General features: G+C 67.5%; 23 protein-coding genes and 1 pseudogene. 11 read left to right on the top strand and 13 right to left on the bottom strand.

All coding sequences use genetic code 11. The annotated features are described in order from the left end of the window. Window positions 1–80 precede the first annotated feature (80 nt). Complete coding sequence (locus ASE66_RS24700; RefSeq protein ID WP_057193358.1) at window positions 81–1,277, top strand: diaminopropionate ammonia-lyase; 1,197 nt, start codon at window positions 81–83, stop codon at window positions 1,275–1,277. Next, window positions 1,277–1,906: a glutathione S-transferase gene (locus ASE66_RS24695; RefSeq protein WP_320409781.1), complete on the top strand. Its 630-nt coding sequence runs from the start codon at window positions 1,277–1,279 to the stop codon at window positions 1,904–1,906. Before ASE66_RS24700 ends, ASE66_RS24695 begins: the two co-directional genes overlap by 1 nt. Before the next feature lie 3 nt (window positions 1,907–1,909). On the opposite strand, the gene ASE66_RS24690 is transcribed toward ASE66_RS24695, so the two are convergent. After that, window positions 1,910–2,539 carry an FMN-binding negative transcriptional regulator gene (locus ASE66_RS24690; RefSeq protein ID WP_057192391.1) on the bottom strand — a complete coding sequence of 210 codons (630 nt, stop codon included), beginning with the start codon at window positions 2,537–2,539 and terminating at the stop codon, window positions 1,910–1,912. 49 nt (window positions 2,540–2,588) lie between these two features. On the opposite strand from ASE66_RS24690, the gene ASE66_RS24685 reads away from it, so the two are divergent. After that, a complete protein-coding gene (locus tag ASE66_RS24685; RefSeq protein WP_057192390.1) occupies window positions 2,589–4,055 on the top strand; it encodes a PLP-dependent aminotransferase family protein in 1,467 nt (488 codons plus the stop codon). Window positions 4,056–4,115: 60 nt separating this feature from the next. Next, entirely contained in the window at window positions 4,116–4,565 is a 450-nt protein-coding gene (locus tag ASE66_RS24680) for a hypothetical protein (protein WP_057192389.1), read from the top strand. A gap of 17 nt (window positions 4,566–4,582) precedes the next feature. Here ASE66_RS24680 and ASE66_RS24675 read toward each other — a convergent pair whose 3' ends face one another. The 3 genes from ASE66_RS24675 to ASE66_RS24665 all read right to left on the bottom strand — a co-directional run bounded on the left by ASE66_RS24675 (window position 4,583) and on the right by ASE66_RS24665 (window position 7,671). Continuing rightward, window positions 4,583–5,383 carry an aldolase gene (locus tag ASE66_RS24675; RefSeq protein WP_057192388.1) on the bottom strand — a complete coding sequence of 267 codons (801 nt, stop codon included), beginning with the start codon at window positions 5,381–5,383 and terminating at the stop codon, window positions 4,583–4,585. A gap of 69 nt (window positions 5,384–5,452) precedes the next feature. Next, entirely contained in the window at window positions 5,453–6,847 is a 1,395-nt protein-coding gene (locus ASE66_RS24670) for an ATP-binding protein (RefSeq protein WP_057192387.1), read from the bottom strand. Continuing rightward, window positions 6,844–7,671: a response regulator gene (locus ASE66_RS24665; RefSeq protein ID WP_244495054.1), complete on the bottom strand. Its 828-nt coding sequence runs from the start codon at window positions 7,669–7,671 to the stop codon at window positions 6,844–6,846. The genes ASE66_RS24670 and ASE66_RS24665 overlap by 4 nt, the downstream gene beginning before the upstream one ends. 110 nt (window positions 7,672–7,781) lie before the next feature. On the opposite strand from ASE66_RS24665, the gene ASE66_RS24660 reads away from it, so the two are divergent. The 6 genes from ASE66_RS24660 to ASE66_RS24635 are packed head-to-tail and all read left to right on the top strand — an operon-like array spanning window position 7,782 to window position 12,088. Next, entirely contained in the window at window positions 7,782–7,997 is a 216-nt protein-coding gene (locus tag ASE66_RS24660) for a hypothetical protein (RefSeq protein WP_082613711.1), read from the top strand. 53 nt (window positions 7,998–8,050) lie between these two features. Then, a complete protein-coding gene (locus ASE66_RS24655) occupies window positions 8,051–9,517 on the top strand; it encodes a TolC family protein (protein ID WP_244495053.1) in 1,467 nt (488 codons plus the stop codon). Between the two features lie 21 nt (window positions 9,518–9,538). Continuing rightward, a complete protein-coding gene (locus tag ASE66_RS24650; RefSeq protein WP_082613709.1) occupies window positions 9,539–10,975 on the top strand; it encodes a multicopper oxidase family protein in 1,437 nt (478 codons plus the stop codon). Between the two features lie 29 nt (window positions 10,976–11,004). Then, window positions 11,005–11,487, top strand: a complete 483-nt coding sequence (locus ASE66_RS24645) for a plastocyanin/azurin family copper-binding protein (RefSeq protein WP_057192386.1) — start codon at window positions 11,005–11,007, stop codon at window positions 11,485–11,487. Between the two features lie 20 nt (window positions 11,488–11,507). Beyond that, a complete protein-coding gene (locus ASE66_RS24640) occupies window positions 11,508–11,786 on the top strand; it encodes a copper-binding protein (protein ID WP_057192385.1) in 279 nt (92 codons plus the stop codon). Next, entirely contained in the window at window positions 11,783–12,088 is a 306-nt protein-coding gene (locus ASE66_RS24635) for a hypothetical protein (protein ID WP_057192384.1), read from the top strand. Before ASE66_RS24640 ends, ASE66_RS24635 begins: the two co-directional genes overlap by 4 nt. Window positions 12,089–12,144: 56 nt before the next feature. On the opposite strand, the gene ligD is transcribed toward ASE66_RS24635, so the two are convergent. The 9 genes and pseudogenes from ligD to ASE66_RS24595 all read right to left on the bottom strand — a co-directional run. Next, complete coding sequence (ligD, locus tag ASE66_RS24630) at window positions 12,145–14,652, bottom strand: DNA ligase D (protein ID WP_057192383.1); 2,508 nt, start codon at window positions 14,650–14,652, stop codon at window positions 12,145–12,147. Window positions 14,653–14,676: 24 nt separating this feature from the next. Next, window positions 14,677–15,531 carry a Ku protein gene (locus ASE66_RS24625; protein ID WP_057192382.1) on the bottom strand — a complete coding sequence of 285 codons (855 nt, stop codon included), beginning with the start codon at window positions 15,529–15,531 and terminating at the stop codon, window positions 14,677–14,679. 113 nt (window positions 15,532–15,644) lie between these two features. Then, the gene (locus tag ASE66_RS24620) at window positions 15,645–16,742 is read right to left on the bottom strand and encodes an ABC transporter ATP-binding protein (protein ID WP_057192381.1); all 1,098 of its coding nucleotides are present in this window, start codon (window positions 16,740–16,742) and stop codon (window positions 15,645–15,647) included. A 2-nt stretch (window positions 16,743–16,744) separates the two neighbouring features. Continuing rightward, window positions 16,745–18,463, bottom strand: a complete 1,719-nt coding sequence (locus ASE66_RS24615) for an ABC transporter permease (RefSeq protein ID WP_057192380.1) — start codon at window positions 18,461–18,463, stop codon at window positions 16,745–16,747. A gap of 149 nt (window positions 18,464–18,612) precedes the next feature. After that, a pseudogene (locus ASE66_RS33405) lies at window positions 18,613–18,812 on the bottom strand (ABC transporter substrate-binding protein); the annotation flags it as partial. A 1-nt stretch (window position 18,813) separates the two neighbouring features. Further along, window positions 18,814–19,887, bottom strand: a 1,074-nt coding sequence (locus tag ASE66_RS24610; RefSeq protein WP_244495052.1) for an ABC transporter substrate-binding protein, incomplete at its 3' end; no start/stop codon positions are given. Window positions 19,888–20,194: 307 nt separating this feature from the next. After that, the gene (locus ASE66_RS24605) at window positions 20,195–21,550 is read right to left on the bottom strand and encodes a sigma-54-dependent transcriptional regulator (protein ID WP_057192378.1); all 1,356 of its coding nucleotides are present in this window, start codon (window positions 21,548–21,550) and stop codon (window positions 20,195–20,197) included. Beyond that, entirely contained in the window at window positions 21,547–23,490 is a 1,944-nt protein-coding gene (locus ASE66_RS24600; RefSeq protein WP_057192377.1) for an ATP-binding protein, read from the bottom strand. Before ASE66_RS24600 ends, ASE66_RS24605 begins: the two co-directional genes overlap by 4 nt. A gap of 40 nt (window positions 23,491–23,530) precedes the next feature. After that, a partial coding sequence (locus tag ASE66_RS24595) for an ABC transporter substrate-binding protein (RefSeq protein ID WP_156412374.1) occupies window positions 23,531–24,851 on the bottom strand: 1,321 nt, incomplete at its 3' end. Window positions 24,852–25,123: 272 nt separating this feature from the next. Between ASE66_RS24595 and ASE66_RS24590 the strand changes: the two genes are divergently transcribed. Continuing rightward, window positions 25,124–25,768, top strand: a complete 645-nt coding sequence (locus ASE66_RS24590) for a DUF47 domain-containing protein (protein ID WP_057193349.1) — start codon at window positions 25,124–25,126, stop codon at window positions 25,766–25,768. Window positions 25,769–25,847 lie beyond the last annotated feature (79 nt).

The following is a 25,847-nucleotide window of genomic DNA, read 5'->3' as shown; positions in this document are numbered from 1 at the left end:
CAAGACAGGCGGGTGATTGCAGCGCCTTTTTCGCGGCGCTTGCAATATCTCTTCACCTGGACATTTCAATGAGGCAAGCCGTGCTCCTGCTCAATCAGCTCCCGGACTTCCGCCAGCCGCTCCATCCGACCGATGCGGAGACGCTCGGCCCCGCCGGAGCCGATGCGATCGAGCGGCATCTGGCAGGCCGGGCCGAGCATGTGCCGACGCCGCTGCGCGCCCTGCCTAACCTTGCCTCGGCGCTCGGCATCGGCGCATTGCACCTCAAGGATGAAGGCCAGCGGCTCGGCCTCGGCAGCTTCAAGGCGCTGGGCGGCGCCTACGCGGTCACGCGGCTGGTGCTGGAAGCCGCAGCTGAGCGGCTCGGACGCAGGCTCGACGAAGCTGATCTGACGTCGCCCGAGGTCCGCGCAATCGCAGCCGGGATGACCTTCGCCTGCGCCACTGACGGCAATCACGGCCGCTCGGTGGCGCAGGGCGCGGAGCTTGTCGGCGCGCGCTCGGTGATCTTCATGCATGCTGGCGTCAGCGAGCCGCGCGCCGCCGCGATCGCCCGCTTCGGTGCCGAGATCGTGCGGGTCGACGGGACCTATGACGATTCCATCGTCGAAGCCGCCCGCGTCGCCAACGAGCGCGGCTGGACGACCGTTTCCGACACCTCCTGGGAGGGCTATGAGCGCATCCCCAGCCTCGTCATGCAGGGCTACACCGCAATCATCCGCGAGGCCTTGAAGCAGCTGCCGGGGCCGCCGACCCATGTCTTCGTCCAGGCCGGCGTCGGCGGCATCGCCGCGGCGATCGCGGCGCATCTGTCGCTGCTGCTCGGCGATAACAGGCCGGTCTTCACCGTGGTCGATCCGGCCCGCGCCGCCTGCCTGTTCGAGAGCGCCCGCGCCGGGCGGCCGACCAAGATCGCCTATGGCGCGCCGACGGTGATGGCGATGCTGGAATGCTACGAACCCTCGCCGCTCGCCTGGCGCGTGCTGTCGCGCACAGCCGATGCCTTCATGACGGTCGAGGATGCAGTCGCGGTCGAGGCGATGAACCGGCTGGCGCGCCCGGCCGGTAGCGACCCGGCGATCGTCGCCGGCGAAAGCGGCGCGGCCGGTTTCGCAGGGCTGCTCGCGGCGCTGCGTGACCCGCAGGCGCGCGCGGCGCTGAAGCTTGACGCAACCTCTCGCGTCTTCGGCATCGTCACCGAGGGCGCGACCGATCCGGAACGCTATGCCGAACTGGTCGGGCTGACGCCGGGCGAGGTCGCCGGGACGGCTGCGTGATGACCGGCAAGCTGACCCTGTTCTATCAGAGCCACTCACCCTATGCCCGCAAGGTACTGGTGAGCGCCCATGAGCTCGGGATGCTCGATCGCCTCGACGTCGTCCATCACGAGACCAGCCCGACCAACCGCAACGACGCCGTCTTCGCGCAGAACCCGCTCGGCAAGGTGCCGGTGCTGCTGACGCCCGAGGCCGGCGCGCTCTTCGATTCCGTAGTGATCTGCGACTATCTCGACCGGCTTGCCGGAGAGGGTTCGCTGATCCCGCGCGAGGGCACGGCGCGCTACCAAGCCTTGCGCCTGCAGGCACTTGCGCAGGGCCTGTGCGATGCCGGCATCGCCGTGCGCTGGGAAACCGAGCGTCGGCCCGAGGCACTGCGCTATCGACCGCTTGCTGCGGGGCAGACGAGCAAGCTGCTCGAAGCCTATGACTACCTCGAGGCGCAGGCCGAGCTCGACGGGCCGGTCACGGTCGGGCAGATCGGTCTCGCGACGGCTTTGGCCTGGCTCAGCTTCCGGCGTCTGCCGGATTTCCGCGAGCGCGCGCCGCGGGTCGCCAACTGGTACGACCGCTTCAACCAGCGTCCGTCGATGCGCGCCACACCCTATGAGGGCGAGACGCAGGACTGATCGTCAGCCCTCGGTCGGCACCATCGCGGCAACGACCTGATCGCTAGCGCGTTCACTCGCACCCAATCCCTCGGCGACGCCGCGACGGTCGGCCGCCGGGCGGTTCTGGCTCATCTTGCGCTTGCCTTCGAGCCGGGTGATCGGGATGCGCAGGCCGACGATGCCGCGCAGTTGCGCCTGCACGAAAGCGGGCGGCGCGTCATCGACGGCCCAGGGCTCGGCCCGCGTGCCCTCGTGCAGGTTGGTCAGGCGCGTGACCGCATCGAGCAAGCGCGCGGGATCGTCGAAGAACTCGGCTGGGCCGTAGGCGTGGACCGCCTGGTAGTTCCAGGTCGGCACGACCTTGCCGGTCTCGCGCTTGGTCTCGTACCAGGACGGCGTGACATAGGCGTCGGGCCCGCTGAACAGGACCATGGCCTCGCCGATCGCCGCCTTCTGCCATTGCGGATTGGCACGGGCGAGATGGCCGTGAAGCACGCCGAACTCGCCCTCCTCCGCCGCCAGGATCAGCGGCAGCGGCGTCGCGAGCAGGCCCTCAGCCGTGGCGGTGACGAGGGTGGCGAGCCGGCAGGCGCGCATCATCGCGTGGATCTCGGCGCGGTCGTCGATGCGGAAGGCCGGCGGCGTGTACATCGTCTGGTCTCCTTGCGGTCGTCGCCGTCATGCCGCTAATCTGGCCTGCATGAAACGGCCAGTTTTTAGTATTTTAGCTAAACCAGTTGAGGCCGATATCGGTGCCCAGCGCCGGGTCATCGCCGCGATCAAGCGCGAGATCGCAGCCGGTGTCCATGCGCCGGGCTCGCGTTTGCCATCGACGCGGGCGCTCGCGGCCGAATGGGGTCTGTCGCGCACCACCGTCACGGCCGCCTTCGAGCAATTGGCGGCGGAAGGCTATCTCGAAACCCGCCCCGGCGCGCGGGCCCGGGTCGCAGCCGGGTTAGTGCGGCCTGAGCCGGCCCCGGGAAACGCCCCCGCACCACGTCCGACCGAGCTCTCCGCTTATGGCTGGCGATTAGCATCGGCGTCGCCCATTCCATGGACCCCGCAGCCCTTCGCGCTCGATTTCCGATACGGTGAGCTCGCCGGCAGCGATTTCCCGACATTGGCCTGGCGGCGAGCGTTGACGCATGCGGTGACCAGGCGGCCGGCGCGCCTGCGCTATGGCGACCCGCGCGGTCTGCCGGAATTGCGCGCCGCACTGCAAGGCTATCTCTGGCGTGCCCGCGGGATGCGCTGCGAGGCCGACGACATCCTCGTCGTCAACGGTTCGCAGCAGGGCTTCGACCTGTGCACGCGGCTGCTGCTCGATCCCGGCGACCGCGTGGTGATCGAGGATCCCGGCTACAATCTGGCGCGCCAGGCCTTCCTGACGGCGGGCGCCGAGCTTTCGCCGCAACCGGTCGATCGCGAGGGCATGCAGACAGCTGCATTGCCGGCCGCGCGGCTCGCCTTCGTCACACCCTCGCACCAACTGCCGCTCGGCAGCATCCTGTCGGCGCCGCGCCGGCAGGGGCTGCTTGCCTGGGCGGCGCGGCATGGCGCCTGCATCATAGAGGACGACTACGACGCCGAGTATCGCCATGGCGTCGGCCCGGTGCCGCCGCTGCGCTCGCTCGATCAGGCCGGCAGCGTGATCTATCTCGGCACCGTCTCAAAGACGCTCTCACCGACCCTGCGGCTCGGCTATCTCGTCCTGCCGCCGGCGCTGCGCGAGGTCTTCGCCAGGGCCAAGCGCATGGTCGACCGTCATACGCCGGAGCTGGAGCAGGCCGCACTGGCCGAGCTGATCGCGAGCGGCGCCTATGAGCGGCATGTGCGCCGCGTCCGGCGCCGCAATGGCGAACGCCGCGCCGCCCTCCTGAAGACGCTGCGCGAGCGGCTGGGCGAGCGCGTCACGATCGCCGGCACCGATGCCGGCCTGCATGTGCTCGCCTGGATCAACGGGCTACCGCAAGCGCGCGAGAGCGAGCTGATGGAGCGGGCTGCGGCCGCCTCGCTCGGCCTTTATGGAGTGAGCGGACTCTATGACCGGCCTGATGATCCCGAGCGCCGCGCCGGCCTCGTCATCGGCTATGCGGCGCTCGACGAAGCGCAGATCGCCGCCGGCATCGCGCGGCTGGATGGCCTGCTGTTGGAGCTGGGCACCTAGGGCACCTAGACTGGCTGGCACTGCCAGGTGATCAGCGGCAGCGGGGAGCAGGATGTCGTCATGAGCGCATCCATCGAACGAGCGCTGAAGCTGGCGGGCGCGTTCGCGGCGCTCTCCGTCGTCTGCTGGTTTGCCATGGAATGGTGGGTGACGCGATCGGACGATATCCTCGTCGTCGAGAAGGGCTCCGGCACCCTGCAGCCCAATGGCCCGCACTTCGTCGTCGACGACGGCGGCCAGGCATTCATGGTCGGCATCTCCGCCTTCGGGAGCGAAGATCGCAACGCGCTTTGGGAGAAGCTCAAACCGGGTTGCCGATACAGCATCCGCTATATCGATCAGAGCCGCTATCCAGTTCCCAGCGGGAAGAGCGGGATGAGCGGTTACTTCATTTTCAGCGCATTGCCGCTCGATTGTCCCGGCCTGCCGGTCGAAGCTGAAACGAAAGCGCCATCCGCGGAGGAGTTGCTCGACGGACTCATCCGCGCTCGAAGGGCCCCCCAGCCGTAGGGCTCGGCCCACAGGCCTCAATCGCGATAGATCGGCTCTTCCGTATCGAGCTGGCGGCGGATCGAGGCAAGGTGCAAGCGCGCCGAGTCCGGATCGCCCTCGCGCATCTGCCGATAGGCCGCCTCGGCGATCTCCGGCTTGACCGGCAGCACCTGCCGGCCGGTCGAAAGCGCCAGCGCCTGCACCTCGCAGGCGCGCTCGAGATAGTAGAGATCGTCCCAGGCCTCGGCGATGCTGGGGCCGAGCACCATCACGCCATGATGCTTCATGAAGACGATGTCGGCCTCGCCGACCGCGCCGGCGATGCGGTCGCCTTCCCGCTCGTCGAGGGCAAGGCCGTTGTAGTCGCGGTCGAACGCGGTGCGGCCATAGAACTTCAGCGCGGTCTGACCGGCGAAGATCAGCGGATCGCCCTCGGTCATCGAGAGCGCCGTCGCATAGGGCATGTGGGTGTGGAAGGCGACGCGGGCGCGCGGCAGGTTCTTGTGGACGCGGGCGTGGATGTAAAAGGCGGTCGCCTCGGGCTGGCCCTCACCGGCGACGACATTGCCATGGAAGTCGCAGATCAGGAGCTTCGAGGCGGTGAGCTCGCGGAAGGCCCAGCCATAGGGATTGACGATGAAGAGGTCGTCATAGCCCGGCACCAGCGCCGAGAAATGATTGCAGATGCCCTCCTCGAAGCCGTAGCGCGCCGCCATGCGGAAGCAGGCGGCGAGATCGCGCCGCGCCTCCCAGACCGCATCGGAATCGAGCTTCGGCTGGTTCGGGCCGGCGGAAGCGGTCGCCGGCGTAGCGCCGGGCTTGAGGGAATGTGCCATGGCGCCAGTCTAGGGCCGCTCCGAAGCGAGGCAAGCGAGCCGCCCTGCGTCAGGCGAAGATGCCGGCGGTCATACCCGCATATCGGCCACGGGCTGGGCCGCCCGATCGAGCTTCGGCAGCTGAAGCGTCACTCGCAGGCCGCCTTCCGGCCGGTTATCCAGCACGATCCGGCCGTCATGCGACCGGACGATGGCGAGCGCGATCGTCAGGCCGAGGCCCGAACCGCCCGTCTGGCGGCCGCGCGATTCCTCCAGCCGCACGAAGGGATGGAACACCCGCTCCCGATCGGCCTCCGCAATGCCCGGCCCCTCGTCCTCGACGATGACGGCGAAGCTGTCGCCGGCATCGGTGATGCTGACCGTGACAGCCTGACCGTACTTCACCGCATTGCCGATGACGTTGGATGCCGCGCGCTTCAGGGAGAGCAGCCTGCCCTGGACGGGGGCTGAGTTCAGCCCGACCAGCGAGACGCGGTGACCCTGGTCGACATGCTCGTCGACGATGGTCTCGATCACCGAGGCTAGGTCGACCGGGCGCAGCGGCTCGCTCGAGGCGCCGCCGCGCAGATAGTCCAGGGTCGAGTCGATCATCGCCTCCATCTCGCCGAGGTCGGCGTCGATCAGGCTGCGGGTCGCCTCGTCCTCCAGGAATTCGGAGCGGAGCCTGAGCCGCGTGATCGGCGTGCGCAGATCGTGCGAGACGGCCGCCATCGCCTGCATCCGCTCGGCGACCAGGTTTCGGATGCGCTCGCGCATGGTGTTGAAGGCGCGCGCGGCGCGGCGCACCTCCACCGGGCCGTTCTCGGGGAGCGGTTGCGGTATCTGATCGAGGCTGAAGCGCTCGGCCGCCAGCGCGAGCTCGCGCAAGGGCCGCGTCGCCCAGCGCAGCAGCAGCAGCGCGACGACGACGATGGCGACGGCGAAGCAGATCATGATCGCGGTCAGGCCCCAGTCGAGATGCTGAGAAGCGCCGAGCGCGGAGGACGAAAAGTTGACCCAGGAGCCGTCGTCGAGCCGGACGGAGACCAGCATCATGTGCTTGTAGGCGTTGGCCTCGCCGGCGCCGAGCGCGCCATCGTCGGCAAAGCCGACCCGGAAGGATTCCGCCGCAAGCTCCGGCGCGAGCTCCTTGAGGCGGGCCTCCATCGCCCGCGTGCGCTCGGTCATCGGCGCGGAGCCAAGGACGAGGCTGACCTTGCTCCAATGGACTTCGAGGCTCGCGCTCGACAGGTCATGCGCGACACGGTCGCGCTCGGGGGCCTGAGGCAGGCTGGCGATCGCCCGCTTGATCGAGACGATACGCTCGGCGAGCCCCCGATCCTGGCCTGATGTCGCGAGGTTCTCGACGCCGACGCGATAGGCCCAGTAGCCGAGCAGATGGAAGGCGAGCAGCGCTGCGACCAGGATCAGGATGGCACGGCTGGCGACCGTATCGGGCCAGAGCTGCTTGGCCAGGCGCGTCAAGCGGGCATTCCTTGCTGGTGGTCGATCTGCGAGGCGAACAGGTAGCCGGCGCCGCGGACCGTCTTGATCAACTGGCCTCCCCGGGCGTCGGCTTCGAGCTTGCGGCGCAGGCGGCTGATCTGGACGTCGATCGTGCGGTCGAACGGGTCGTCGCTCATCCGCGCCTTGGCGAACTGCATCAGCGCTTCGCGCGACAGGACCCGGTTGGCGTGCTCGACGAAGGCGACGAGCAGGTCGAACTCGCCGGTCGAGAGATCGATCAGCGTCCCCGACGGTGATTGCAGCTCGCGCCGCCGCAGATCCATGCGCCAGCCCTCGAAGGTCACGATCGCGCTCGCCGTGGTGGCGGCAGCCCCCTGCCCGGCCCGCGCCCGGCGCAGCACTGCCCGGATCCGCGCCAGCAATTCGCGTGGGCTGAACGGCTTGGTGATGTAGTCGTCCGCTCCGCCTTCGAGACCGGTGATGCGGTCGCTCTCCTCGGTCCGGGCCGTGAGCATCACGATCGGCACCTGCGAGGTCGCACGCACGTCGCGGCAGAGATCGACGCCCGAGCGACCGGGCAGCATCAGGTCGAGGACGATCAGGTCGATGGCGCTGTGCGCCAGCGCTTCCATCATGGCGCGCCCATCCGGCGCGCCGGTGACCTGATAGCCATGCCGCTGCAGGAAGCGCGCGACGAGCAGCCTGATCTGCGGATCGTCGTCGACCACGAGGATATGGCCGTGGTCATCGGCGGTCGTCGTGACGGGACCCGTCTCTGCCTGTGTTTCGGTTGGAATGTCGGTGCTCCCGCGAGCGGGCTCCTGCCATCTGATCGCCAGCACAATAGCGCGCCCGCGGCCTCGCCGCCCGCGCCGCTTTGAAACAATTTGTAACGGACGCCCGCAAAACGCCGCTGCTACCCCTGTCGCATCGAAACAGGGGATGCCGAATCGTGACGTTCGTGAAGGTGCCGTTGCTGATGGCGGTCGCTCTGGCGCTAGGCGCCTGTACCGCCACGGTCCCAGACCATCTGGCGCGGCCAGCCGATCCGAACGCTCGCGTTCCCGCCGCTTCCTATCGCAGCGTGACGGCCGGCGCCGCGACCTTCCGCCCGGCCGAGCCCAAGGACTGGCGCGAGCTCAACCGACAGGTCGGGCCGAAATCATGACCTCGCCCGTCCAACCGACCGCGTCGCCTGTCCCATCGATCGAAAGGCCGACCTTGATCACGCCGACCGTACCGAATGCCCGCCGCCTGCTGCGCTGGAGCCTGCTCGCCGGGACAGCGGCAGTGCTCGGCGGCTGCGCCGGCTTCTCGCCCGATGGCGGGATGGCGCCGATCCAGACCGCGACTTACGCCGAGATCGGCAAGGAGGTCGTCAAGATCGGCGACGCCCAGGTCGCGCTGACGGCGAAGGCGCGGGTCGACCAGCTTCTGCGCAAGCCGTTGACCGCGGACAGCGCAGTCCAGGTCGCACTGCTCAATAACCGAGGCCTGCAGGCCGCTTTCAACGAGCTCGGCATCGCCGAGGCGCAGATGGTCGCCGCCAGCCTGCCGCCCAATCCGCGCTTCGGCATCTCCAAGCTCTCCGGCCGCTTCGAGGTCGAGGTGGAGCGCCAGATCGTCGGCAGCCTGCTCGCCCTCATCACCTTGCCAGCCAGGGCCGAGATCGCCGGCGACCGCTTCAAGACCGCACAGTTGCGGGCGGTCGAGGCGGTGCTGCGGCTCGCGGCCGATGCCCGCCGCCAATACTACCGCGCGGTCGCCGCCAATGCGCAGGTCACCTTCTATCAGGAGGCCAAGGGTTCCGCCGATGCGGCGTCCGAGCTGTTCAAGCGCCTCGGCGAATCCGGCGGCGTCAACAAGATCGACCAGGCCCGCGAATTCGCCTTCGAGGCCGAATTGACCGTGCAGCTCGCCCAGGCGCGCCAGCAGCAGCTTCAGGAGCGCGAGCGCCTCGTTCGCCAGCTCGGGCTCTGGGGAGACGACCTGAAGTTCCGGCTCGGCAGCTTGCCGCCGCTGCCAAGACTGCAATCGGTCAAGGCGATCGAGGCCGAGGCGCTGCGCAAGCGCATCGACATCCAGATCGCACGTGCCGAGCTCGACACGCTGGCGAAGTCGCTCGGCCTCGCCAATGCGACGCGCTTCGTCAACGACATCGACCTGCTCGGGCGCCAGACCTATGACCGCGGCCGCAGCATCAATGATCACGGCCATGTCGAGCGCGAATCCAGCCGCAGCCGGACGCTGGAGCTGGAGATCGACATCCCGATCTACGATTTCGGCCAGTCCAAGGTTGCGCTCGCCGAGCAGACCTACATGCAGGCCGCCAACAGACTGGCGGAGAAGGCGGTCAACGCCCGCTCGGAGGCGCGCGAGGCCTATACCGCCTATCGCGCCAACTACGACATCACCCGGCAGTACCAGAGCAACGTCCTGCCGCTGCGCAAGATCATCCAGGAGCAGTCGCTGCTGCACTACAGCGGCATGCTGAACGACGTGACCGATCTCATCACCGATGCCCGCAGCCGCATCCTCTCGAATGTCGCTGCGATCAATGCCCGGCGCGATTTCTGGCTCGCCCATACCGACTTCAAGCACGCGCTGATCGGCGGCGGCAGCGGAGGCGGCGGCGCAGCCACGGTCGCAGCAGCAGGCGGCGGCGATGCCGGCGGCGGCGGACACTGAGCGGGCGGAAGGAGCAAAACCATGACCACGCTATCGCGCAGAGGCTTTATCGGCACCTCCGGCCTCGTCGTCGCAGCGGCTGGCGCCGTGTCCGGACGCACGGCCTTCGCCGCCGTGCCCGAGGCCCCGACCATGACGCAGGCGACGACGCAGGCGCCTCTGGTCCCGACCACGGGACCGGACTATCAGCCGGTCGCGACCCTGAACGGCTGGTCTCTGCCCTGGCGGATGAACGGCGACTGGAAGGAATTCCATCTCGTCGCCGAGCCGGTGGTGCGCGAGCTCGCACCCGGCATGAAGGGCTATCTCTGGGGCTATAACGGCCAGTCGCCGGGGCCGACCATCGAGGCGGTCGAGGGCGACAAGGTCCGCATCTACGTCACCAACAAGCTGCCGGAGAGCACCACGATCCACTGGCACGGCCAGCGCCTGCCCAACGGCATGGACGGCGTCGGCGGACTGAACCAGCCGCATATCCCGCCGGGCAAGACCTTCGTCTACGAGTTCCAGCTCCGGCGCTCGGGCACCTACATGTACCACCCGCATTCGGACGAGATGGTCCAGATGGCGATGGGCATGATGGGCTTCTTCGTCGTCCATCCGAAGGACCCGGCCTTCCGCCGCGTCGACCGCGACTTCGTCTTCCTGCTGAACGCCTTCGACATCGAACCCGGCTCCTATGTGCCGCGGGTGGCCGAGATGACCGAGTTCAACATGTGGTGCTGGAACAGCCGCGTGTTCCCGGGGATCGACCCCTTGGTCGTCGGGTTGAACGACAAGGTCAGGATCCGCTTCGGCAACCTGACCATGACCAATCACCCGATCCACATGCACGGCTACGAGTTCAAGGTCTCGTGCACCGATGGCGGCTGGGTCGATCCGGCGGCGGCCTGGGACGAGGTCTCGATCGACTGCGCCGTCGGCCAGATGCGCGCCTTCGATTTCGTCGCCGACGAGCCCGGCGACTGGGCGATCCACTGCCACAAATCGCACCACACCATGAATGCGATGGGGCATTCGGTGAAGAACTATATCGGCGTGAACAAGAAGGACCTGGCCAAGCGCATAGCCAAGATCGCACCGGGCTACATGCCGATGGGCTCGAACGGCATGGGCGAGATGGGCTCGATGGAGATGCCGCTGCCCGAGAACACCTTGCCGATGATGACGGGCTTTGCCCAGTTCGGCCCAGTCGAGATGGGCGGCATGTTCTCGGTGGTGAAGGTTCGCGAGGGGCTGGCGAAGAACGACTACACGGACCCCGGCTGGTTCAAGCATCCCGAAGGCACCGTCGCCTTCGAATACAAGGGACAGAAGCTCGCCGAAGCAGCGCGCGGCACCTCCCCCGACAGCGGCATCGAGCCGACCGAATGGAAGGTCAAGGACCCGCGCAAGCCGAGCCTCGGGCCGGACGGCAAGCCGCTGCCGGCAGCGAAGAAGCCACATTCCAACCACTGAAGACATCGACCTTCCAGCAGGAGAGCCTCATGAAAACAGCAGCATTCAAGCTCGCCGCAACCGCGGTCCTCTTCTCTGCCGGCACAGCCCTGGCTGGCCCCGGCGGCGCCGGCCATGGCCATGGCGACGAGACCGCCTATGGCAAGCCCGGCGATCCCAAGAAGCCGGCGCGCATCGTCGCGGTGGCGATGGCCGAGCGCGACGGCAAGATGTCCTTCATCCCCGACCGGATCGAGGTGCGCCGCGGCGAGCAGGTCCGCTTCCAGCTGCGCAACAATGGCGAGCTCGACCATGAGCTCGTCCTGGCGACGCTGGAGGAGAACCTCAAGCACGCCGTCGAGATGCAGAAGAACCCCGACATGGAGCATGACGATCCGAACGCCAAGCGCCTCGCGCCGAAAAAGACCGGCGAGATCGTCTGGGCCTTCACCAAGGTCGGCGAGTTCGACTTCTCCTGCCTGATCCCCGGTCACCGCGAAGCCGGCATGACCGGCAAGATCATCGTCAAGTAAGCCTCACGAAAGGAGCCCCCATGCTCAGGACAGCTGCCACCCTCGCTCTTCTCCTCGTCGCCCTGCCGGCCGCGGCGCAATCGGTCAGCGGCACGGTCACCAAGGTCGACGAGCCCCAGGGCAAGCTCACCATCAATCACGGCCCGATCAAGAACCTCGACATGGACGCCATGACCATGGTGTTCCGCGCCGGCGATCCGGCCATGCTGAAGGGGCTGAAGGCAGGGACCAAGATCACGTTCGACGCCGACCGGGTCAACGGGCAGATCACCGTCACCAAGCTCCAGAAGGCGAAGTGATCTTCCATCGCAGGGACGGATCGCGCCGGTCCGTCCCGCTGCGCCGGGGCAGCGCCCCGGCGTTCATCCTCCTGGGCGGCCTTTCCGCCGCGTTCGCCTCCGATGGCGATTTGCAGCGCATCCTGCTCGAACATGGCTGCGTCAAGCCACGGATCGAGACCGTGCTGAGGCAAGGCCCCCTCGTCGCCTATCGCGCCAATTGCCTCGGCACCTCCCACAAGATGATCGACATCGTCTGCACCGACCACCGTTGCAGCGCCACCGGCTACGCCCCGTTCAGCCCCGGCGAACCGCAGCCATAGGAACTAAGGGCCGCTCCGAGCCTCGTCGCTCCGGTCCGACCGAGGAACCAGCAGCACTAGCGACGCAAGGCGCGGGCGCCCTTGCCGAAATCGGCCCAGACGTCGTCCAGCTTGCGGCCGACCAGATCCATCGCCTTGAAGCCGTCCGGCTTCACCTTTCCGATCGCTTCCCACGGGATCGGCATCGCCACCGCAGCGCCCGGCCGGGCTCGGGTCGAATAGGGTGCGATGGCGGTGGCGCCGCGGCCATTGCGCAGATAGTCGATGAAGATGCGCCCTTTGCGCGCCTTCTTCGAGAGGGTCGCGGTGAAGCGCTTGGGCTCGGCCTGCTCCATCGCCTTGGCGAAGTCGCGGGCGAAGGTCTTGACCTCGGCCCAGCCCGCCTTCGGCTGCAGCGGCACGACGACGTGGAAGCCCTTGCCGCCCGAGCTCTTGAGGAGGCTGTCGAAGCCGAGATCGTCGAGGCGCTCGCGCACGGCGAGCGTCGCGCTGCGCAGCTCCGGGAGCCCGATCCCCTCATCCGGATCCATGTCGAAGATGATCTGGTCCGGCGTCTCGATCGCCGCCATGGTCGCCCCCCAGACATGGACCTCGACGGTGCCGAGTTGCACCAGCGCGGCGAGCCCGTCGAAGTCGCGTATGAAGAGCAATTCCTCGCCATCGCTGTCGCGCTGGGTCGAGATCGCCTCGTGCATGCCGGGCGGGGCATGCTTCTGGAAGAATTTCTGCCCCTCGATACCGTCCGGCGCCCGCAGCAGGCTGAGCGGCCGATCCACCACGAAGGGCTTCATCAGCGGCCAGACATGGGCGTAGTAGTCAAGTAGGCCCTGCTTGGTCAGGCCGGTCTCCGGCCAGAGCGGCTTGTCGGGATTGCTGAGCGTCACGGTCGTCATCGCAGCTCGCCGAGGGCTCCCCTTGCCTTTCGCAGGGGCTTTGGCTGGGCGCTCCCCACCCTCCTCCACCGCTGGCCACTCACCATGCACCTGCTGCGCCGGCTTGTCCTCACGCAGGCCGAGGAAGGAGGCGTGGCGCAAGGTCTTCGAGGCGGTCCAGGCCCGGAACTCGATCTCGGCCACCAGCTCCGGCTCGACCCAGACGACGCCGCGCTCACGCGCGGCTGCGCCGGTGAAGGGAGACGTCTTTGCTTTCAGCCGGTCGAGCTTCGTCTTCAGCGCCGTCGCCGATTTCTGCGTGAAGCCGGTGCCGACCCGTCCCGCCGGCTTCAGCGCGCCAACCTCGTAATACCCCATCACCAGCGAGCGCAGGTGCCGGCCCGAGGCGGCGGACGGCACATAGCCGGCGATGACCAGTTCCTGCCGCTGGGTGCATTTCGACTTGATCCAGCTGCGGCCTCGGCCGCTGCGATAGGGCGCATCGCGGCGCTTGGAGACGACGCCCTCCAGGCCGATCCGGCAGGCATGGCGCAGCATCGCCGCGCCCGCCTCGACGAAATGCTCGCTGAAACGCACCGGCCCCTCGTCGGGAGCCCGCTGCAACAGCGCCTCCAACCGCTCCTTGCGGGCGAGCAGCGGCTCATCACGCAAGTCCTCGCCGTCGAGATAGAGCAGATCGAAGGCGTAGAAGATGAGGTCGTCGGCCTTGCCGTCGGCCAGGGCCGCCTGTAGCGCCGAGAAGGAGGCGCCGGTCGCGGACAGCGCCACGACCTCGCCGTCGATCAGGGCCGCCTCGCAAGGCAGTTCGGCGACGGCGGCAACCAGGATGCGGCCGAACCGCTCGGTCCAGTCCAGCCCCGAGCGCGTCAGCAGCTTGACCTTGCCGCCAGAGAGCCGCGCCTGAAGGCGATAGCCGTCGAACTTCACCTCGTGCAGCCAGTTCTCGCCCTCGGGTGGGCGGCTTTCGAGGGTTGCGAGGCAAGGCTCGACGAAGGCTGGCATCTCGGCAACGGCGCGGCGGGGAGACTTTGCTCGCTTGCCCTGCGCCCGCGGCTTCGACGCGGCCTTGGCGCTGCCAACCTTGTTGCTGCCAGCCTCAGTCCGGCCGACCTCCTTGATGCCGAGGCCGGACTTGACCGAGGCCGGGGCCGTTTCAAGGATGTCCTCATCGCTGCGCGCGGCCGCGTCGTCGCCCTTGATCAGCAGCCAGTTGTCGCGCTTCTCGCCCCGGCGCGGCTTCATCCTGACGAGATGCCAGCGCCCGGTCAGCTTGTGGCCCTCTAGGTCGAAGATCAGATGCCCCTTCTTCATGCCGGCGGCCGGGTCACCCTCCGGCAGCCATTTGCCCTCGTCCCAGACGATCACCGAGCCGGCGCCGTATTGGCCTTCCGGGATCGTGCCCTCGAAGGCGCCGTATTCGAGCGGATGGTCCTCGACATGCACCGCCAGGCGTTTTTCCTCGGGGTCGAGGCTCGGCCCGCGCGTCACTGCCCAGGACCAAAGGGCGCCGTCATGTTCGAGCCGCAGATCGTAGTGGAGACGGCGCGCCGCGTGCTTGTGCACGACAAAGGCCCCGCCCCTATCGACGATTTTTGGCCCGGCCTTGCCGCCTTTCGGCTCGCGCGTCCGGCTGAAGTCGCGCTTGGCGCGGTAGAGATCGAGATTGGACACCACACGCTCCCTCCCGATGCCGGATCAGGCGCTCTTCCTCGCCTTGCCCGCCGTCTTTCCAGCCGGCTTTCGGGGCTTGCGCGCTGGCGCGGAGGCCTTCTCCTCGCCGGCGAGGCTCTTCTTCAGCGCATCGAACAGATTGACGACGTTGGCGGGTCGTTCGGCCGCCTGCACCACCGGCGGCTTGCGGCCCTTCTGCTTGGCCTGGATCAGCTCCAGCAGCGCCTCCTCATAACGATCCTCGAAGCCGGACGGATCGAAGACGGCCTGCTTCTTGTCGATGATGTGGGCGGCGAGCGAAACCAGCTCGTCGTCGAGCTTCTTGGCGGAGAGGCCTTCGAAGACCTCGTCCGGCTTGCGCACCGTCTTGTCGTAGCGCAGCGTCGTCAGCAGCAGCCCCTTGTCGAAGGCCTCGATCATCACCGGTCGCTCGCGCCGATAGAGCACGATGCGGGCAATCCCCGCCTTCTTCTCCTTCGCCATCGCCTGGCGGATGACGGCGAAAGCTTCCTCGGAGACCTCGTCCGCCGGCGTGACGTAATAGGGCGTATCGAAATAGATCGGCGGGATGTCGGCGCGATCGACGAAGGATTCGATCGAAAGCGTATGCGAGGATTCGACCTGGACCGCGTCGATCTCGTCCTCCTCGACGAGCAGATATTCGTCATCGCCGATCTCGTAGCCCTTGACCTCGTCCTCGTCGGCGACCGGCTTGCCGCTGACGCTGTCGACGTAGACGCGCCGGACGGTGTTGCCGGTCTTGCGGTTGATGACGCGGAAGGAAACCTTCTCGCTGCGGTCGGTGGCGCTGGTCAGCTCGATGGCACAGGAGACGAGCGACAGCTTGAGATAGCCCTTCCAGGCCGGACGCGGAGCCATGACAGCGCCTCTTCGTTCATTGCTCTTGCGGGCACTCAGGCCCGTGCAAACGAACGTCGGCTGCGGGTCGAAGGTTCCCGAGCCCGAGCCTGTTCCCTTCTACGACCCGCCTCTCAGGCGGAGAGCCAGTGCAGCGAGCGCGGGGAGAGCCGCAACCTCGCCTCGCTGCCGATCTCGAACAGCTCGCGCCCGGACTGGAACGGCATGTCGACGGCCACCTCCGTCGCGCCGATGCGGGCGCCGTAGCGGATGCTCGCGCCGAGGAATTCGCGGTTGGCGATGACACAGGGCAAGGAGAGCGCCCCGTCCCCCGGCCCGGCCTGATCGGTGAGGCTCGCATGTTGCGGGCGAAAGACGAGGGCCGCGCCCTCGGGAATGCGGTCGCCCTCGGCGATCGGAAACCTGGTGCCGCCGTCGATCTCGAAGCTGCGGTCCGCTCCGCTGCCGACGACGCGCCCCTTCAGGATGTTGGCGGTGCCGAGGAATCCGGCGACGAAGAGGTTGGCCGGGCGCTCATAGAGCTCCATCGGCGTGCCGACCTGCTGGACGACGCCGTCGTTCATCACGGCGATGCGGTCGCAGATCGAGTTCGCCTCCTCCTGGTCATGCGTGACGAAGATCGTGGTCAGCCCGAGCCGCTGCTGCAGGTCGCGCAGTTCGCGCCGGACCTGGACGCGCATCTTGGCGTCAAGATTGGAGAGCGGCTCGTCGAGCAGCAGCACCTTGGGCTCGATCGCGACGGTGCGCGCCACCGCGACGCGCTGCTGCTGGCCGCCCGAAAGCTGCGACGGGCGGCGCTCGGCGAGATGGCCGAGCCCGACCAGCCCGAGCGCCGCCTCGACCCGCCGCTCGATCTCGGCGCGCTTCACGCCCCGCTCCTCCAGCCCGAAGGCGACGTTCCGGCGCACCGTCATATGCGGCCAGAGCGCATAGGACTGGAAGACCATGCCGACATCGCGCTTCCAGGGCGGCAGGTCGGTGATGTCCTTGCCGCCGATCCGGACATGGCCGGTATCGGCCTGGTTGAAGCCGGCGATCAGGCGCAACAGCGTGGTCTTGCCGCAGCCGGAGGGCCCGAGGAAGGCGAAGAACTCGCCCGGCTCGATCGCGAGGTTGACGTCCTTGAGCACATGGTTCGTGCCGTAGGACAGGTTGACGCCTGCGATGTCGACGGAGACCGCCGGCGTGGTCAGGGAGACAGGTGCGTTCATGGTCAGTGGCCCAGTCCTTTGGCCTTCTGGCTGCGTTCGATGATGAGGTGGGAGAGGAAGGTGCAGGCGGCGACGAGGATGACCGCGACGACGCCGAGCGCCGCTCCGGGGCCACGGCCGGCTGCCGATTGCATGAAGACGTAGAGTCCGTAGGCCAGCGGCGCGTCGGAGTTCGATTGCACCAGCATCAGCGTCGCCGAGAGCTCGACCGCCGCCGTCGAGAACGAGGTGACGAAGCCGGCGAGGATGCCGCCGGCCATCAAGGGCACGACGATGCGGCGCACCGTGCGCGACTTGGTGGCGCCGAGGTTCTCGGCGGCTTCCTCGAGCGAGACCGATATCTGCTGGAGCGCCGCATAGCAGGCCCGTAGCGCATAGGGCAGGCGCCGGATGGCCAGCGCCAGCACGATGGTGATCCAGAGCGAGGCCAGAGGCGTGCCGTCCGGCAGGGTGACGCCGTAGAAGGTCCTAAGGTACCCGATGCCGAGCACGACGCCGGGGATGGCGAGCGCCGCCGAGGCCATCCAGTCGAGCCATTCGCGCCCGATCAGCTTGGTGCGCAGCACGAGATAGGCGATGGCGACGCCGAGCACGATGTCGATGCCGCCGGCGAGGCTGGCGTAGATCAGCGTGTTCTTGATGTAGACCGAACTCTCGCCGAAGACGCGGCCGTAATGGGCGAGCGTATAGGCGTCGGGCAGCGGCGAGAACGACCAGATCGTGGCGAAGGAGAGCAGCAGCAGGCCCAGATGCGGCGCCAGCACCAGCGCCAGGATCAGGATGACGACGCCATAGCCGAGCACCGCCTCCCAGGGCGTCATCACCCGCCTGGCGAGACCGCCGCCGCCGCGCTGGGTGGTGGCGTAGTCGCGTCCCTTCAGGGCTCGCGCCGACAGCCACATGGCGGCGACCGAGGCGACGATCAGGACGACGGAGATGACGTAGCCCATCGGGTCGGCGATGCCGATCGAAGTGACCCGTAAGTAAGCCTGCGGCGCCAGCATGTCCTTGACGTTGAGCAGCAGCGGCGTCGCGAGATCGTCGAAGACCTTGACGAAGACAAGCGAGGCGCCAGCAAGATAGCCCGGCATGGCGAGCGGGAAGACGATGCGCCGGAACAGCCGGAAGCCCGACGAGCCGAGATTCTGCGCCGCCTCCTCCATCGCCCGGTCGATATTGCGCAACGCCGCCGAGAGGTTGATCAGGATGAAGGGGAAATAGTGGATCGACTGGACGAAGATGACGCCGTTCAGCCCCTCCATGAAGTCGATCTTGAAGCCGAACCAGTCGTCGAGCAGCAGATTGACCGAGCCGTTGCGGCCGAAGAAGAGCTGCATCGCGACCGCTCCGACGAAGGGCGGCATGATCAGCGGCAGGAAGCCGAGCGTCTGGACCAAAGCCGCGCCGCGGAAGACGAAGCGCGTGGTGAGGTAAGCCAGCGGCAGGGCGAAGACCGAGGCCCAGACCACCGACATCGCCGAGACGTAGAAGGAGTTCCACAGCGAGCGCATGAACAGCTCGGTGCGGAAGAAATCGTAGAAATTAACCAGCGTGAAGGTCGAGGTGCCCTTCTCGGTGAAGGCGACGTAGATCACTGTCGCCACCGGCAGAACCAGGAACATCAGCAGGAAGGCGGCGATGGCGAGCGCCAGCGCGATCTGGCCGGGCGTGGCGGCGAAGCGTCGGGCGCGGGACGGAGTGGCTGTGGAAATGGCGGTCATGTCTGGCCTGATCGCTGATTGATGAATGCGCCGTCATCCCGGACAAGCGGCGAAGCCGCGCCGACCCGGGATCCAGTCCTGAACGCTTCAGGAATGGATCCCGGGTCTCCCTTCGGTCGCCCGGGATGACGGCGGAGGTTGAACGGCCGCTACTTCGCCGCCTTCAGCGCTTCTTCCGCCTTGGCCTTGGCCTTGGCGTAGTTGTCGCGGGCGAAGCTCGCCCACTGGCTCTCGATCTCGGCCTGGCGGGCGCCCTTCTCCTTGGCGCCGGTGAAGGCGCCGCGCAGCTCGGGACTGCCGGCCTGCACCTGGGTGACCGGCAATGCGGCGACCAGGGCTCGGGCTTCGTNTTTGGTGACGCCCTTCAGCGCATCGAGCTGGAAGGAGATCAGCTGGTCGAACAGCGTGTCGACCACGGCGGTGCGGGCTTCGGACTTGTCGACGTCGAAGCCGATCATCTTCTGGAAGCGCGGGTCGGTGAAGGGATTGGGATAGTCGGCTCCGGCCTTGGCGTATACCGCCGGATTGACCGGCAGGCGGCGAATGCCGGGATCGAGCAGAACCTCCTGGCCCGTCGGCGAGAGCAGGAACTCGATGAAGGCCTCGGCGGCAGCCTTGTTCGGCGGGTTCGTGATGATGCCGACATTGGCGGGTACGACGGTGGTGACGGTCGGGTAGACGAACTTGACCGGGAAGCCCGAGGCCTGCGCCGAAAAGGCGAAGAAGTCGATGACGATGCCGACGCCGACCTGGCCGGAATTGACGGCCTCCGGCACGCCGAAGGAGCGGTCGGTGATCGAGCGGAAATTGCCGGCCATCTCCTTGAGGATGCGCCAGCCCTTCTCCCAGCCCTCGCCCTGCAGGATGGTCTCGACGGTCAGGTGCGTGGTGCCGGAGCGGGCGGGCGAGGCGATCGAGACATGGTCGTAGAACACCGGCTTGGCGAGATCCTGCCAGTCCTTCGGCTCGGGCAGCTTGTTGGCCTTGGCGTAGCGGTCGTTCCACATGATGCCGTAGCCGGACGCCGCGAAGCCGAAATAGAAGCCGGCGGGATCGTTGATCGGGTAGGAGCCGATCTTCTCGGGGATGCCGGTCGCCTTCGGCTTGTAGGCGGCGAGCAGCTTCTTGCCCTTCAGCACCTCGAAGGCGTCGGGCGCCGAAGCCCAGAACAGGTCGACCTGATTGTTGGCCTTGGTCTCCTCGACATATTTCACGCCGGCATTGGTGTTGCGGTTCTGGACCTCCAGCGTGACGCCCGGCACGGCCTTCTCGAAAGCCTTCTTGATCGGGTCAGTGACGTCCTTCGAGAACGAGGTGACGACGGTGACCTTGCCCGATGGCGCCTGCGCCAGGGCGATGGTCGCGAGCGAGGCGCTCAGCGACAGGCCAAGGGTGGCCGCGAGCGCGACTCTGCGATTGAGCATGACTTCCTCCCGAATAGTCTTTTCAGCTCGGCGTCGAGGCCGATGCTCCCTGATCAGCAACTACGGTGCCAACCGGGAGTGCGACTGATTCCATTCGGGAATTCGCCGATCGAGCCCGAAAGCGGCGCTGTTTTGGAGGCGTGGCGGTAACCGGCCGGCGCGGCCGATGGGTCAGCGCGGTAACATCGTCGCCTCAGAGCCCGTTCCGATCAGCTTGCACTGCAAGCTGATCGGAAAAACGGTCTCAAAACTAAAAGTGAGAGACGGATTCACCGATCAGATTGGTTCAATCTGATCGGATCCGGCTCTAGTCGGCGAGCGCCGCGGCCCCGCTCAGTCCGTAGCGGCGCATCTTGAGGTAGAGGGTCTTGCGGGTGATGCCGAGGGCCGAGGCGGTGACGCCGATGCGCCCGTTATGGCGCTTCAGCGCAGCGTCGATCGCCTCGGCTTCGGCCAGTGCGACCTCCTCCTCCAGCGTCCGCTCGATCCCGCGGGACGCTGCGACGCCGGCATCGAGATCCTCGAAATCCTCGTCCATGCCGAGCAGGCTGCGCTCGGCGGCATTGCGCAGCTCGCGGACATTGCCGGGCCAGTCCTGCCGTGACAGGCGCTGCAGCAGGTCGCGCCCGAGTGGCGGCGCGGAGCGGCCGACCCGCGCCGCCGCGAGCGCCAGGAAGTGCCGGAACAGCATCGGGATGTCCTCGCGCCGGTCGCGCAGCGGCGGCAGGCGCAGGGTCACGACATTGAGGCGATAGACCAGGTCTTCCCGAAAGCCCCCCGTCCTGGCGAGCGCGGCGAGATCGGTCTTGGTCGCGGCGACGATGCGGATATCGACCGGGATTTCCTTGTTGGAGCCGAGCCGTTCGATCCGGCGCTCCTGTAGCGCGCGCAGCAGGCGGACCTGCGCAACCATCGGCATCGATTCGATCTCGTCGAGGAAGAGCGTGCCGCCGCTGGCATGCTCGATCTTGCCGATCCGGCGCTCGCGCGCGCCTGTGAAGGCGCCGGCCTCGTGACCGAAGAGCTCGCTCTCGATCATGGTCTCGGGGATCGCCCCGCAGTTCACCGCGACGAAGCGCCCGGCGCGGCGATTGCCGAGATCGTGCAAGGCCCGGGCTGCAACCTCCTTGCCGGTACCGGTCTCGCCGAAGAGCAGCACGTCGGTATCGGCGTCGGCGAGGAGCGCGAGCCGGCCACGCAGGCGCGCAACCAACGGAGAACTGCCGACCAGGCGGGCGGCCCAGGGGTCCTCGGGCGTCACCCCTGCCCGCAGCGAGCGGTTCTCGATGATCAGCCGGCGGTATTCGCTCGCGCGCCGGACCGTCTCGATCAGAAGCACGGGATCAGCCGGCTTCTCGACGAAATCCCAGGCGCCCTCGCGGATCGCCTTGACCGCCATCGGCACGTCGGCATGGCCGGTGATCAGCACCACCGGGATCTCCGCGTCGATCGCGGTCACCGCCGCGAGCAGCCCAAATCCGTCCCGGCCCGGCATGCGCACATCGCTGACCAGGACGACAGAGCTGTCGCGGGTCAGATGGCCAAGCGCGGCATCGCCGGTGCGCTTGGCGATGACCTCGAAGCCGTCGAGCTCCAGCGTCAATCGCCAGGCTTCGAGCACCTCGGCGTCATCATCGACGAGGACGATCTTGGGGGCGCTCATGCGTCGACTTCCAATGGGGCCATGACATGGGTCGTCGCACCCTCGAGCGTGATCAGGAAACGCGTGCCGCCCGGGCCCGTCTCCGCCACGGCGAGCGTGCCGCCCAGATCCTTGATGATGTTGTAGGACAGCGAGAGCCCGAGCCCGAGGCCTGAGCCGACCGGCTTGGTGGTGAAGAACGGGTCGAATATTCGCTCCAGATGGGTGCGGTCGATACCCGGGCCGCTATCCTCGACCCAGATCTCCACCATGTGTCCGCGCCGGCGAGCGCCGACCGCCAGCGTCGCGCCCGCGACACCTGCAACGGCATCGAGGGCGTTCGCGACGAGATTGACCAGAACCTGCTCCAGCCGGATATCCTCGGCGTGGACGTAGAGTCGGCCCTCGGGAAGGTCCCGCCGCAAGGTCACCCGCTCGGCGTCGAAACGTGGGCCGAACAGGGACAAGGCAGTTTCGACGATCTCGCCGACCTCGACGGGGGCGAGCACGACACCGGGCTTGCGGGCGAAACGCCTGAGATGGGCGATCAGCTCTGCCGCACGCGTTGTCAGCGCCTGGATGCGTGCCATAGCCTGGCGTGCCTCCTCCGGCCGGCCGCGCTCCAGCAGCAGGGCGCCGTTATGAGCGTGGGAGCGGATCGCGGCGAGCGGCTGATTGAGCTCATGGCTCAGGCCGGCCGCCATCTGTCCCAGCGCGGCGAGCTTGGCTGCCTGGATCAGGTCGTCGCGCGTCTGCCGGAAGACGGCGAGCGCGCGCGCCAGGTCGCCGAGCTCGTCATTGCCAGCGGCCGGCAGCACGGCGGAGGACTGGCCGCTGGCGATGCTGGTCGCCGCCTCGGTCAGCACGCGCAGCCGCGCCACGAGATGGCGGCGGACATAGAACCAGCCGATCAGCAGGGCTCCGAGCAGCGAGGCGGCCGCGATCCCCAGGAGCAGGTTGCGGCCGAGCAGGATCGCTTCGGCCGAGCGGTCGGCGGCGGCTTTCGCGACGGCCTCGGTCCTCTGCACCTCCTGCGAGACCAGAGTGCCGAGCTCGGTGACGAGGCGACGGCTTTCGGAGATCAGACGCTGGGCATCGGCCATGGCGGCGAGCTCGGCCCGCTTGATGCCGGGCAATCCGGTCGTGGTATCGGCAAGGCCGGTCAGGCGCTGTGTGATCTGCCGGACGGTGATGGTATCGGGCCAGTTGGCGAGGGCCTTCGCCTCGACCTCGAGCTGGTCGACCGCCTCGCCGATGACATGGCCGGTCTGCTCCATGTCTTCGCGCGTCTGGACCGTGCCCAGCCGGCCGAACAGGCCGACGATCAGGTTGGCCTGGGCGTTCAGCGTCATCAGCGCTTCGCTCTTGCGCATCTCCTCGCGGATCGCATTGGGCTTGCCGGCCGCGAGGGCATCGCTGCCGGCCTGCCCCAGGGCCGTCTCGATGTTGAAACGAGCATCGTCGGTCAGCGGCTCGATCTCGTCGAGAAGGTCCGCCTGCAGCCAGCGCAGCTCCTCGCCGATGGCGCGATTGCGCTCGCCAAGTGGGAAGCGGCGCTCGGAGACGGTATCGATCGCGCCGAGATTGCCGCGGATCGCCGTCGCCACCGCCGTCAGGGCCGGCACATCGAAACCGCCTTTCGTCCGCTCCGACAATACGCTGTCGAGGTCGTCCAGCCGCTCGCCGACCATGCGCCGGCTGCGCTCGTAGCCATCGCGCCGCTCGGCATTGGCGAGTTCCGGCATCCCGGCGATCACGCGAGCGCTGGCTTCGGCGAGCCTGGCGGCCGAGGCAAGGCCGGGCAGATGGTCGCGAGCGATCGCCGCCAGCTCCTTGCTCAGCCGCTCATAGGAGATGACGCCAACGATACCGGCGCCCACTGCAAAGAGGCCGACACCGAGGAAAGCCGCGATCAAGCGCCCGCCGATGCCAAAACGTCGGCCGGCCCAGGGAAGCCTCATGGTCGGCCTCCCGCCAGCCCGTCCTCGGCGCCGGCCCAGNGGAGCCGTTCGGCCGCCTGCCGCAGACTGGCAGCGGCCTCGGCGGCGTGGCTCGCGATCGCGCCGCGGATCCCGGCTTCGATGCGAGCCTGCTCTTCGGGCACGGCGAGGCCACGCGGCACGCGCACGAGCTTGCGGAAGCGTTCCGGCTTTTCCAGTTCCTCAGCGGCGACCGGAGGGCGGGTCAGGGAAGCGCGGACTTGTGTCAGGAAGCGCGCCGCCTGCTCGTCAGGGTGGCTCAGCAGCGCCGCCTCCATGGTCTGGAGGCTGCGCCAGAGCCTGGCATGCTCGGCGCGACGGAAGGTGATCCACTCGTCGAAGATGATGTTGACCAGTTCGTAGCGGCCAGCCGAGAGGCTCGCATCGAAGCGAGTCTTGTTGAACAGGCCCGCCGTCTCCGACAGATGCGGTGGCGTCTCGTTCGGGCCATAGGCCGCCGGCGAAACCGCGAGACGGCCGATCCGCGGCTCGCGCAGCAGCTTCTGCCCGTCGAGCGACAGCACGAAGTCGATGAAGAGCTCGGCCTCCTTCGGGTTGGGCGAGGTCGCCAGCCGCGCGATATTGGCGGGTGCGAACAGGGTCTCCTCGGGCAGGACGAACCGATTGGCCTCGCCTTCGACCGAGCCCGCCTCGGTCAGGAAATCGATCGAGATGCCGATGCCGAAACGGGCGCGCGCGACACCGGTCGTCACGCCGAAGCTGCGCGCGGTGATGGTCGCAAGATTACCGCCGATCGCCGACCACAAGGCCCAGCCGCGCTCCCAGCCGAGCGATTGCAGCAGGGCCTCGACCATCAGATGGGTGGTGCCCGAGCGGGCCGCCGAGGTCAGGCCGATATGGCCGGCATAGGCCGGCGCGGCGAGATCGGCCCAGTTGCGCGGCACCGGCAGGCCGCGTACCGCAAGATAGGCCGGGTTGTAGACCAGCCCGTAGCCGGAGATGGCAAAGCCGAGATAGCGACCGGCCGGATCGTTGACGGGGTAGCCGGCAATGGTTTCGGGTGCGCCCGTCGCGCGAGGCTGCAGCTGTGCCAGCAGGCCGGTCTGTTTCAGCAGTTCGAAGGCATCGGGCGCCGAAGCCCAGAGCAGGTCCGCGTCATGCCGCTTGCTCGCGCGGATGTCGGCGACCGCAGCCGTCGTTTTACGCTGCACGATCTCGACGAGGATATCGGGATGCCGGGTCCGAAACGCGCTGCGGAAGGGTTCGAAGAAGGAAGGCGGGAACGAGGTGACGATCTGGACGCGACGAGTCTGCGCCTGGCCAGCGCTCTGCCAACCGAAGGCCAAAAGGGCAAGCCAGAGGCAAATGGCGCGGCGGCTCATGCAACCGTCATATAGCCGGCGATCCTACCCGCATAGATCGATGGTACGACTTGCGGCAGGGGCCGCCGATCTGTCGCGATCGCTCTCGAATGGACTGGAACGCCTGGTCTTCGACCTTGAGATTGCCGTGCAGCATCGGGGCAAGTCGACTGACTCCAGCTTGCGGCCGTCGTAAAACTGTCACAAGAACCGCCTGCATGCGCCCTGCAACCGGCCGCCACGAAACGCGGCAGTCCAGCGGGCCTCGCCATGCGATCGTCAAGGGGTGCGCGGTGCTCGGCTGGTTCCAGAAGCTGCTTCCGAAGGAAGACAAGTTCTTCGTGCTGTTCGAGCGCCATGCCGAAACGCTGAAGGCCGGCGCCACAGCGCTCGACGGCGTGCTCAGCGGGGCAAGGCCGATCGAGGCCGGCTGCGCCGAGATCTTCGCCGAGGAGAACCGTGCCGACGCCATCGCCGGCGAGGTCATGCTCGAGGTCGGCCGCACCTTCATCACGCCCTTCGACCGCGGCGACATCGAGGAATTGATCGGCTCGATGGATGACGCCATCGACCAGATGCAGAAGACCGCCAAGGCGATCCGGCTTTTCGAGGTCGAGAGCTTTTCCCCGAGCATGCAGGAGCTCGGCAAGACCATCGTGGCCGCTTCGCTCAAGGTCGGCGTGCTGCTCCCGATGCTGCGCGACATCAAGAAGCATGCAGTCGGCATCGGCGCGCTCGCCAAGGAGATCGGCGCGATCGAGGAGCGCTCCGACGTGCTTTACGATCAGGGCCTGAAGGAGCTGTTCAAGGCCCATCGCGGCACCGATGCGATGGGCTTCATCGTCGGCGCCGAGATCTACGATCACTTGGAGAAGGTCGTCGATCGCTTCGAGGACGTCGCCAAGCGCGTCAGCCGTATCGTTCTCGAACACCTCTAGAGCAGGATGCGAAAAAGTGGAAACCGGTTTTTCGCAGAAATCCTGCTCTAAACTCCTAGAATCGATCACGTTTTACGAT

Source organism: Allobosea sp. Root483D1, from assembly GCF_001429505.1.
GTDB lineage: Bacteria > Pseudomonadota > Alphaproteobacteria > Rhizobiales > Beijerinckiaceae > Allobosea.
Note: the sequence above shows the minus strand (reverse complement) of the source record. Positions and strands in the feature narration are given on the sequence as shown.